Source organism: Bacillus sp. N12A5 (genome assembly GCF_026790125.1).
GTDB lineage: Bacteria > Bacillota > Bacilli > Bacillales > Bacillaceae > Bacillus.
In genome coordinates this window covers 22,963-34,875 of the sequence record NZ_JALAMR010000012.1, presented here as the reverse complement: position 1 = coordinate 34,875, position 11,913 = coordinate 22,963, and the positions used below count along the sequence as shown (strand labels likewise).

Annotated in this window: 5 protein-coding genes; all 5 read left to right on the top strand. The window is 51.1% G+C overall.

Annotated features, from left to right (window positions below; all coding sequences use genetic code 11):
- Positions 1-139 precede the first annotated feature (139 nt).
- Genes MOC09_RS14030 through MOC09_RS14010 form a run of 5 tightly spaced genes read left to right on the top strand, consistent with a single transcriptional unit; the run spans position 140 to position 11,912 of the window.
- Positions 140-925, top strand: a complete 786-nt coding sequence (locus MOC09_RS14030) for a 2,3-dihydro-2,3-dihydroxybenzoate dehydrogenase (protein ID WP_268358065.1) — start codon at positions 140-142, stop codon at positions 923-925.
- A gap of 25 nt (positions 926-950) precedes the next feature.
- Positions 951-2,147, top strand: a complete 1,197-nt coding sequence (dhbC, locus tag MOC09_RS14025) for an isochorismate synthase DhbC (RefSeq protein ID WP_268358019.1) — start codon at positions 951-953, stop codon at positions 2,145-2,147.
- 28 nt (positions 2,148-2,175) lie between these two features.
- Positions 2,176-3,795 carry a (2,3-dihydroxybenzoyl)adenylate synthase gene (locus MOC09_RS14020; protein ID WP_268370885.1) on the top strand — a complete coding sequence of 540 codons (1,620 nt, stop codon included), beginning with the start codon at positions 2,176-2,178 and terminating at the stop codon, positions 3,793-3,795.
- 27 nt (positions 3,796-3,822) lie between these two features.
- Positions 3,823-4,752, top strand: coding sequence for an isochorismatase (locus MOC09_RS14015; RefSeq protein ID WP_268370883.1), 930 nt, complete (start codon positions 3,823-3,825; stop codon positions 4,750-4,752).
- A gap of 20 nt (positions 4,753-4,772) precedes the next feature.
- Complete coding sequence (locus MOC09_RS14010; RefSeq protein WP_268370881.1) at positions 4,773-11,912, top strand: non-ribosomal peptide synthetase; 7,140 nt, start codon at positions 4,773-4,775, stop codon at positions 11,910-11,912.
- Position 11,913 lies beyond the last annotated feature (1 nt).

Genomic DNA, 11,913 nt, shown 5'->3' with positions numbered 1-11,913 from the left:
TGACATTTGGATATGATTATTTTTATAATTGATAATGATAATCATTATCAATAAAAAAGCGCTCTTTCTTTTCGGGGCGCAGCAGTCTTTTTCGCTGGATGCCCGTTCGGCGTCTGAGGCGAAGAAAGGAATTGATGACATGAATGCTATGGGTATAAAGGGAAAAATTGCTTTGATAACAGGAGCTGCCCAAGGGATAGGTGAAGCTGTTGCGCGGACGCTTGCCGATCAAGGCGCACACATTGCGGCAGTAGATTATAATCCTGAAAAGCTGGAAAAGGTTGTGAGCAGCCTTAAAGCGGAAGGCTGCCATGCGGAAGCCTTTCCTGCGGATGTAAGAGACAGCGCGGCGATTGACGACATGACGGCGCGCATCGAACGTGAAATGGGGCCGATCGATATTCTGGTGAATGTAGCGGGTGTCCTCCGCCCGGGACTGATCCATTCACTCAGTGATGAGGAATGGGAAGCCACGTTCTCAGTGAATGCGACAGGTGTATTTAACACCTCTCGCTCAGTCAGCAAATATATGATGGAGCGGAGATCAGGTTCGATTGTAACGGTCGGATCAAATGCTGCGGGTGTGCCGAGGACATCTATGGCGGCGTATGCCTCTTCAAAGGCTGCGGCTGTGATGTTTACGAAATGCCTTGGCCTTGAGCTTGCAGAATACAATATTCGCTGCAATATTGTGTCTCCCGGATCAACGGAAACAGACATGCAGTGGTCATTATGGGCTGATGAAACTGGAGCAGAGCAAGTCATAAAAGGATCACTTGAGACCTTTAAAACCGGGATCCCTCTCAAAAAACTGGCTCAGTCTTCAGATATTGCGAATGCCGTGCTCTTTTTGGTTTCAGGCCAGGCAGGGCATATTACGATGCATAATTTATGTGTTGATGGCGGCGCGACCTTAGGCGTGTAACTCAATTTAAAGGAGGTTCATAAGAATGTTGGAACAAAACGTTATATCACAAACAAAAGCGGAGCATTTGCTTCATGAGTATCAGCCGGGGGCTTTTTTCCTAGCATCTCCTCAGCGCGTTCTGTTAGCGAAAGGCGTAAGTCAAATCGTACCGGAAGCAGACGGGCAAAACCAAATAGAAACCCTATCCGGCCGTATTGCAGAGACGCTGAATCAAGCAAAGCAATCGGGGCACAGCCGTCCGCTTGTTGTCGGCGCTGTTCCTTTTGATCATGTACAAGCAGCTCGGCTCGTTGTTCCTGTAGAAGTGCGCTGGTCAGGACCGCTTCAATTTGACCATGCGGAGAAGGAACAGCAGGCTGAGCATACATACCAGATAGAGCCTGTTCCTGCACCAGAGGATTATATAGATGGTGTGGCGCAAGGACTGGCACGCATTGCCGATGGGACTCTCAGTAAGATTGTCCTATCCAGATCGCTGCATTTGACATCATCTGAACCGATTCACACGGATGAGCTGCTTCGGCATCTGGCGCAGCACAACACGCATGGCTACACGTTTGCCGCGGACGTGTCCGGCGAAGCGGAAACGTCCTCCCGCCGAACATTGCTCGGTGCAAGTCCGGAGCTTCTCGTTTCAAGAATGGGCACGCAGGTCGTTTCCAATCCATTAGCCGGATCAAGGCCTCGCAGTGACAATCCTGCTGAAGACCAGCGCCGGGCTAACGAATTGCTTTCTTCCGCAAAGGATCTCCATGAGCACGCGGTTGTGGCTGACGCGGTTGCAGCAGCGCTGCGGCCTTTCTGCCGGACGCTGGAGGTTCCGGAAAAGCCCTCGCTGATCAAAACGGAGACGATGTGGCATCTGTCCAGCGTAATTAAGGGAGAGCTTTCCGATCCGTCTGTAACCTCACTGGAGTTAGCAGCGGCGCTCCACCCGACACCGGCCGTCTGCGGAACACCGACTGACCTTGCAAGAGAAGCAATTCTCAGCATTGAACCGTTTGACCGCGGTTTCTTTACTGGCATGGTTGGCTGGTGTGACGATGCGGGTGACGGAGAATGGGTCGTAACGATCCGTTGCGCAGAGGCAGAAGAACGCTCACTCCGCCTGTATGCAGGAGCAGGTGTGGTTGCTGGATCAAAACCTGAGGACGAGCTTCAGGAGACATCCGCGAAGTTTCGGACAATGCTGCGGGCAATGGGCGTGAATCACATATGATCAGAATGAATTGCTGGAGGGATGCAACATGCTGAATGGATTTACTCCTTGGCCTGAAGAGTTAGCTGAGACATATCGGAAGAACGGCTGCTGGGCCGGCGAGACGTTTGGAGATTTGTTAAGGGACCGGGCAGCCAAACATGGTGACCGCATCGCCATTACTTGCGGAAACACCCATTGGAGCTATCATGAGCTTGATACGAGGGCTGATCGTCTGGCTGCTGGATTTCAGAAGCTCGGCATTAAACAGATGGATCGTGTCGTAGTGCAGCTGCCGAATATCGCAGAGTTTTTTGAAGTCATTTTTGCGCTCTTCCGCTTAGGTGCGCTCCCGGTCTTTGCACTGCCTTCACATCGAAGCAGTGAAATTACATATTTTTGCGAGTTTGCTGAAGCAACTGCTTATATCATTCCCGACTCTTATTCCGGTTTTGACTACCGTTCACTTGCCAGACAGGTTCAAAGCAAGCTGCCGTCTTTGAAACACATCATTGTGGCAGGTGAGGCAGAAGAATTTTTGCCGCTAGCGGATTTGCATACAGAACCTGTACAACTGCCTGACGTCAAGTCTTCGGATGTAGCGTTCCTTCAGCTGTCTGGCGGAAGCACCGGCCTATCGAAACTGATTCCGAGAACCCACGATGACTACATTTACAGCCTGAAGAGGAGTGTGGAGGTCTGCTGGCTCGACCACAGCACAGTGTACCTGGCTGCATTGCCGATGGCGCACAATTATCCGCTGAGCTCGCCTGGGGTTCTCGGTGTATTATACGCTGGAGGAAGAGTGGTATTATCTCCTTCTCCAAGTCCTGATGACGCATTTCCTTTAATTGAACGGGAAAAGGTCACGATAACCGCTCTTGTTCCGCCTCTTGCGATGGTATGGATGGATGCGGCATCCTCACGTCAAGACGATCTATCCAGCCTTCAAGTGCTGCAGGTCGGCGGCGCCAAGTTCAGTGCTGAAGCCGCGCGCAGGGTAAAAGCTGTTTTCGGCTGCACGCTGCAGCAGGTGTTCGGAATGGCAGAGGGGCTCGTCAATTATACGAGACTGGATGACCCTGAGGAAGTCATTGTCAACACCCAAGGAAAACCGATGTCTCCATACGATGAAGTCCGTGTTTGGGATGATCAGGATCGCGACGTAAAACCCGGTGAAACAGGGCATCTGCTCACGCGGGGACCGTATACAATTCGAGGTTACTATAAGGCAGAAGAGCATAATGCTGCTTCATTTACTGAGGACGGTTTTTACCGCACGGGTGATATCGTCAGGCTGACATCAGACGGCTATATCGTCGTTGAAGGCCGGGCGAAGGATCAAATTAACCGCGGAGGAGAAAAAGTTGCGGCTGAAGAGGTGGAAAATCATTTGCTGGCGCATCCGGCTGTCCATGATGCCGCGATGGTCTCTATGCCTGACCAGTTTCTTGGCGAAAGATCTTGTGTGTTCATTATCCCCCGGGATGAAGCCCCGAAAGCCGCAGAACTCAAAGCGTTTTTGAGAGAGCGCGGACTGGCGGCATATAAAATCCCTGACCGTATAGAATTTGTCGATTCCTTCCCGCAAACAGGGGTAGGAAAAGTCAGCAAAAAAGCGCTTCGTGAAGCGATTTCCGAGAAGCTTCTTGCAGGATTAAAAAAATAAAACAACAATTCGAGAGGAAGTGTTCAAATGGCTATACCTGCCATTCAGCCGTATCAAATGCCGACAGCGTCAGATATGCCGCAAAACAAAGTCTCATGGGTGCCTGATCCAAGTCGGGCAGTTCTGTTAATACACGATATGCAAAACTATTTTGTCGATGCTTTCACAGCTGGAGCGTCTCCGGTAACAGAGCTTTCGGCGAATATACGCAAGCTGAAGGATCAATGTGCTCAGCTTGGGATACCTGTCGTCTATACCGCACAGCCGGGAAGTCAAAATCCGGCAGACCGGGCGCTGCTGACAGACTTTTGGGGTCCGGGATTAAACAGCGGCCCTTATGAGGAGAAAATTATAACCGAGCTCGCCCCTGAAGATGATGATCTCGTGCTGACAAAATGGAGATACAGCGCGTTCAAGAGAACGAATCTGCTTGAGATTATGCGCAAGCAGGGACGCGACCAGCTGATCATTTCCGGCATTTACGCCCATATCGGCTGTCTCGTTACAGCATGTGAAGCATTTATGGAGGACATCGAAGCATTTTTTGTAGGAGACGCAGTTGCTGATTTTTCATTAGAAAAACATCAAATGGCGCTGGATTATGCGGCTGGGCGCTGTGCGTTTACCGTGATGACTGACAGTCTTCTCGACCAGCTGAAGCAGGCTCCTGCTCAGAAAACGTCAGTAACTACTGGCAAAGAAGTGTTTACATGTGAGAACATCCGTAAGCAAATTGCTGAGCTTCTTCAAGAAACACCTGAGGAGATTACAGATCAAGAGGATTTACTGGAACGGGGGCTTGATTCGGTAAGAATCATGACATTGGTAGAACAATGGCGCCGTGAAGGAGCCGAGGTGACCTTCGTGGAACTGGCAGAACGCCCGACGATCGAAGAATGGCAGAAATTGCTCACCATCCGCAGCCAGCAAGTGCTGCCAAACGCGGATTATTTATAAAAAGGAGGGTCAACAAACGGATGCCTGATACAAAAGATCTTCAATATTCTTTGACCGGAGCGCAAACCGGCATATGGTTTGCCCAGCAGCTTGATCCGGACAATCCAATCTACAATACTGCGGAATATATAGAAATCAATGGACCAATCAATCTTGCTCTTTTTGAAGAAGCTTTACGGCACGTGATCAAGGAAGCGGAATCGCTGCATGTCCGCTTCGGTGAAAATATGGACGGGCCTTGGCAGAAGATGAACCCGTCTCCGGATGTACAGCTGCATGTCATTGACGTCAGCTCTGAGCCTGATCCGGAAAAAACAGCATTAAACTGGATGAAAGCAGATTTGGCAAATCCGATCGATTTAGGACATGACCCCTTGTTCAATGAAGCGCTGTTTATAGCCGGGCCTGATCGTTTCTTTTGGTATCAGCGCATTCACCATATAGCGATCGACGGCTTCGGTTTTTCCCTGATTGCCCAGCGTGTGGCAAGTACATATACCGCGCTTATGAAAGGACAATCAGCTAAAGATCGTTCCTTTGGGTCTCTCCAGGCCATTTTGGAGGAAGATGCTGATTATCGCAGCTCAGAGCAGTATGAAAAGGATCGCCAATTCTGGCTGGACCGTTTTGCAGATGAACCTGAAGTTGTGAGTTTGGCAGATCGGGCGCCAAGAACATCTAACAGTTTTCTTCGCCATACGGCATACCTGCCTCCGTCTGATGTAAACGCGTTAAAAGAAGCGGCACGCTATTTCTCGGGTAGCTGGCATGAAGTCATGCTTGCAGTGTCAGCTGTTTATGTGCAACGTATGACCGGCTCTGAGGATGTTGTGCTCGGCCTGCCTATGATGGGGCGAATAGGGTCCGCATCACTGAATGTGCCGGCTATGGTGATGAATCTTCTCCCGCTCCGGCTGTCAGTAAGCTCTTCGATGAGTTTATCAGAGCTTATTCTGCAAATTTCCCGGGAAATCCGCAGTATTCGGCGACATCATAAGTATCGCCATGAAGAGCTTCGGCGCGACCTGAAGTTAATAGGAGAAAATCATAGATTATTTGGCCCTCAAATCAATCTCATGCCGTTTGATTACGGTCTCGACTTTGCCGGAGCCCGGGGCACGACGCATAATCTTTCAGCCGGTCCTGTCGATGATCTATCAATCAATGTATATGACAGGACGGATGGCAGCGGGCTGCGAATTGATGTTGATGCGAATCCTGAGGTATACAGCGAATCTGATATTAAGCTGCATCAGCAGCGTATCTTGCAGCTGCTGCAAACAGCTTCGGCCGGGGAGGACATGCTGATTGGGCAAATGGAGCTCCTGTTGCCAGAGGAGAAAGAACAAGTCATTCATAAATGGAATGAGACGGCAAAATCGGAGAAACTGCTCAGCCTTCAGGAGATGTTCGAGAAGCAGGCGGCTCTTACGCCAGAACGTATCGCTCTCATATGCGATGATGTCCAAGTCAACTATCAAGAGCTCAATGAAGAGGCAAACCGCCTCGCGCATCTGCTGATCGAAAAAGGAGTTGGGCCGGAGCAATTTGTCGCTTTGGCGCTGCCGCGTTCTTCAGAGATGGTAGCTTCGATGCTCGCTGTGTTAAAGACTGGTGCAGCGTATCTTCCGCTAGATCCGGAGTTTCCGGCCGACCGAATTTCCTACATGCTGGAGGATGCGAATCCTTCATGCATCATAACGACTGAGGAAATAGCATCCCGTCTGCCAGATGGCCTTGCTGTTTCGCAGCTTGTGCTTGATCAGGCTGTCACACAGGAGGTTGTAAAACGCTATTCGCCTGACAATCCGAATGTATCGGTTTCACTTGCCCATCCTGCGTATATCATCTATACCTCAGGATCAACAGGAAGACCGAAGGGTGTCGTTGTAACACTGAAAAGCTTAAGCAATTTCCTGCTGTCCATGCAGGAGGCATTTTCTCTAGGAGAAGAAGACAAGCTGTTGGCTGTGACGACTGTCGCTTTTGATATTTCGGCATTAGAGTTATATCTTCCGCTTATCAGCGGGGCGCAAATCGTGATCGCACAGAAAGAAACGATCCGTGAGCCACAGGCATTAGCTCAAATGATTGAATATTTCGATATCAATATCATGCAGGCGACACCGACACTGTGGCATGCCTTGGTGACGAATGAACCTGAGAAACTTCGGGGGCTTAGAGTGCTTGTCGGAGGCGAGGCGCTGCCAAGCGGACTTTTACAGGCGCTTCATGAGCTTCATTGTCCAGTCACGAATTTATACGGTCCGACTGAAACAACGATTTGGTCTGCAGCAGCTTTTCTTGAAGAAGGACTGAAGGGCGTTCCGCCAATTGGCAAACCGATTTGGAATACGCAGGTGTATGTGCTTGATAACGGTTTGCAGCCGGTGCCGCCGGGAGTTGTCGGAGAGCTTTATATTGCAGGAACCGGCTTGGCTAGAGGTTATTTCCGCCGCCCTGATTTAACGGCTGAGCGTTTTGTTGCAGATCCATACGGACCGCCGGGGGCTCGGATGTATCGGACCGGAGATCAGGCCCGCTGGCGCGCTGATGGGTCTTTGGATTATATCGGACGGGCGGATCATCAAATCAAAATTCGCGGATTCCGAATTGAACTTGGAGAAATTGATGCCGTGCTTGCTAAGCATCCGGACATCGAACAGGCCGCGGTTGTCGTTCGGGAAGATCAGCCGGGAGATAAAAGATTGGTGGCATATGCAGTCGCTGCTTCAGCTATTGATACTGCCGAGCTTCGCCGTTATGTGGGTGCCAGTCTTCCTGATTATATGGTGCCGGCGGCATTTGTAGAGATGGACGAACTGCCATTGACACCTAATGGCAAGCTCGATCGGAAAGCATTGCCGGCGCCTGATTTAAGCACATCTGTCAGCGATAGGGGACCGCGAACTCCTCAGGAAGCGATATTGTGTGACTTGTTTGCCGAGGTTCTCGGTTTGGCACGGGTCGGCATCGATGACAGTTTCTTCGAGCTTGGCGGTCACTCTCTTCTTGCAGCCCGTCTGATGAGCCGCATTCGCGAGGTAATGGGAGCCGAACTTGGTATTGCCAAGCTCTTTGACGAACCGACAGTAGCCGGACTTGCTGCCCACCTTGATCAGGCGCAGAGTGCACGTCCTGCATTGCAAAGAGCTGAGCGGCCTGAAAAGATTCCGCTATCTTTTGCCCAGCGCCGTCTATGGTTCCTCCATTGTTTGGAAGGCCCAAGCCCTACTTATAATATTCCGGTTGTTGTCCGTTTGTCAGGTGAGCTGGATCAAGGTGTGCTGCAAGCGGCACTTTATGATCTCGTCTGCCGCCATGAAAGCCTTCGGGCGATCTTCCCTGAATCACAAGGGACATCCTACCAGCATATTTTAGACGCCGATCAAGCCCGGCCTGATTTACATGTTACAGAAATTGCTGAGAAGGAGCTTTCTGAGCGGCTCGCTGACGCTGTGCGCTACAGCTTTGATCTTGCAGCTGAACCTGCTTTTCGTGCCGAGCTTTTTGTGATTGGCCCAGACGAGTACGTGCTACTTCTCCTCGTACATCATATTGTAGGGGACGGCTGGTCCTTAACGCCGCTGACCCGCGACCTTGGGGCGGCTTATGCGGCCCGCTGCCGCGGAAGAGCTCCTGAATGGGCGCCCCTTGCTGTGCAGTATGCAGACTATGCGCTTTGGCAGCAAAAACTGCTTGGAAGCGGGGAGGATCCAAATAGTTTGATTGCCGGACAGCTTGCGTTCTGGAAAGAAACCTTGAAGAACCTGCCTGATCAGCTTGAACTGCCAACCGATTATTCACGTCCGGCTGAGCCGAGTCATGAGGGGGATACAATTCTTTTCCGCATTGAGGCAGAGCTTCACAAGCGATTGCAGGAGCTGGCTCGTGCAAATAGGGTGAGCCTGTTTATGGTGCTTCAATCCGGTCTCGCCGCTTTATTGACAAGACTTGGGGCGGGCACTGACATTCCGATCGGCAGTCCGATCGCTGGGCGGAATGATGATGCGCTAGGCGATCTTGTGGGGCTGTTTATCAATACATTGGTGCTCAGAACCGATACGTCCGGTGATCCAAGCTTCCGTGAGCTTCTAGATAGAGTGAGGGAAGTGAATTTGGCAGCCTATGAAAATCAGGATCTGCCGTTTGAGAGACTTGTAGAGGTGCTCAATCCGGCTCGTTCGCGTGCGACGCATCCTTTATTCCAAATCATGCTTGCGTTTCAAAATACACCAGACGCTGTACTGTATCTTCCTGACATGGAAAGCAGCCTGCGGATCCACAGTGTCGGTTCTGCCAAGTTTGATTTGACGTTAGAAATCAGTGAAAACCGTCTTGCTGACGGGACACCAAACGGATTGGAAGGACTGCTCGAATACAGCACTGATCTTTTCAAGCGGGAAACCGCTCAGGCTCTTGTTGACCGTCTGATGCGCCTGCTGGAGGCTGCCGAGTCTGATCCCGACGAGCAAATCGGAAATCTGGACATCCTTGCACCGGAGGAGCGCAGCAGCATGGTGACAGATTGGCAAAGTGTTTCTGACAAGATTCCGCACGCGTGTTTGCCGGAGCAGTTTGAGAAGCAGGCTGCTTTAAGTCCTGATGCCATTGCCGTTGTTTATGAAGATCAGGCGCTGAGCTATGCAGAACTGAATGAACGGGCAAATCGGATTGCGCGAATGCTGATCAGTGAAGGCGTCGGACCGGAGCAATTTGTGGCCTTGGCACTGCCGCGGTCATTGGAGATGGCTGTGGGGCTATTGGCGGTGCTGAAATCTGGAGCGGCTTATCTCCCTCTTGATCCGGATTATCCAGCTGACCGAATCGCCTTTATGCTGGAAGATGCCCAGCCTTCAGTTATCATGACGAATACAAAAGCTGCAGAGCACATTCCGCCAGCGGAAAACGTGCCGAAAATCGTGCTGGATGATCCCGAATTGGCAGAGAAGCTAAACAGATACCCTGCTGAGAATCCGAATAATACAGATAGAATCCATCCGCTTTCTCCTTTGAATACGGCGTACGTCATTTATACATCCGGCTCAACGGGTGTGCCAAAAGGTGTGATGATTCCTCACCAAAACGTCACGCGTTTATTTGCAGCGACTGATCACTGGTTCCATTTCAGCTCAGCCGATATCTGGACCATGTTCCATTCCTATGCGTTTGACTTTTCAGTGTGGGAGATTTGGGGTCCTCTGCTGCATGGCGGACGTCTTGTGATCGTGCCTCACCACGTCAGCAGGTCACCAGAAGCCTTTCTGCGCCTGCTGGTAAAAGAGGGTGTGACAGTGCTGAATCAGACACCTTCCGCATTCTATCAGTTTATGCAGGCGGAACGGGAGCAGCCGGATCTCGGAAAGGCGCTCAGCCTGCGCTGTGTCATTTTTGGCGGAGAAGCGCTTGAACTCAGCCGCCTTGAGGATTGGTATAACCGCCACCCCGAAAATAGACCGCAGCTGGTCAATATGTATGGTATTACAGAAACAACGGTTCATGTAAGTTATATCGAATTAGACCGTAGCATTGCAGCTTTACGGGCAAACAGCTTGATTGGCTGCGGCATTCCGGATCTTGGCGTATATGTGCTGGATGAGCGCTTGCAGCCGGTTCCGCCGGGTGTTGCCGGAGAGCTGTATGTATCAGGAGCTGGTTTGGCACGAGGCTATCTAGGTCGGCCAGATTTAACAGCGGAACGCTTTATAGCTGATCCGTTCGGTCCCCCGGGCACTCGGATGTATCGCACTGGAGATGTGGCCCGCCTTCGCGCTGACGGTTCTCTCGACTATGTCGGCCGTGCCGATCACCAAGTGAAAATTCGGGGCTTCCGGATTGAACTGGGAGAAATTGAAGCTGCGCTAGTGCAGCATCCACAGCTTGAAGACGCAGCAGTAATCGTGCGTGAGGATCAGCTGGGAGATAAACGTTTGGCAGCTTATGTCATCCCTTCTTCGGAAGAAACGTTTGATACGGCAAAACTGCGCAAATTTGCTGCTAAGAGATTGCCGGATTACATGGTGCCTTCTGTCTTTGTGGTGATGAAAGAATTGCCGCTGACACAGAATGGAAAGCTTGACCGTAAAGCGCTGCCCGCTCCGGACTTCGCTGCGGCAGTGACGGGGCGCGGACCGAGAACGCCGCAGGAAGAAATCCTCTGTGACCTGTTTATGGAGGTGCTTCACTTGCCGCGTGTCGGCATTGATGACCGTTTCTTTGATTTAGGCGGACATTCCTTGCTTGCTGTTCAGCTGATGAGCCGCATTCGTGAAGCGCTCGGCGTTGAACTCAGCATCGGCAACTTGTTCGAGGCACCGACCGTAGCCGGGCTTGCCGAAAGACTTGAAATGGGCTCAAGCCAAAGCGCACTCGACGTTCTGCTGCCGCTCCGAACAAGCGGAGACAAGCTTCCTTTATTCTGTGTTCATCCGGCAGGGGGACTCAGCTGGTGCTATGCCGGTTTGATGACCAATTTAGGAACAGATTATCCGATCTACGGCTTGCAAGCACGCGGAATCGGGCAGCGCGAGGAGCTTCCAAAAACGCTTGATGACATGGCAGCTGATTACATTGAACAAATCAGAACAATCCAGCCGAAAGGACCGTATCATCTGCTGGGCTGGTCCCTTGGTGGGAATGTCGTTCAAGCGATGGCCACCCAGCTGCAAAATCAAGGAGAAGAGGTATCCCTATTGGTGATGCTGGACGCCTATCCGAATCATTTCCTTCCTATAAAAGAGGCGCCGGATGATGAGGAAGCGCTTATTGCCCTTCTGGCGCTAGGCGGGTATGACCCGGACAGCTTAGGAGACAAACCGCTTGATTTTGAAACAGCGATCGAGATTCTTCGCCGTGACGGCAGCGCGCTTGCGAGCCTGGAGGAATCGGTCATTTTAAATCTGAAGAATACGTATGTTAATTCTGTCGGCATTTTAGGCTCCTATAAGCCGAAAGCCTTCCGGGGAGATGTCTTGTTTTTCAGATCAACGATTATTCCTGAATGGTTTGATCCAATTGAACCTGATGAATGGAAGCCATATATTCACGGACAAATTGAACAAATCGACATCGACTGCCGTCATAAAGACCTTTGTCAGCCGGAACCGCTTGCTCAAATTGGCAAGGTTCTCGCTGTCAAGCTGGAAGAGATGAATAAATAAG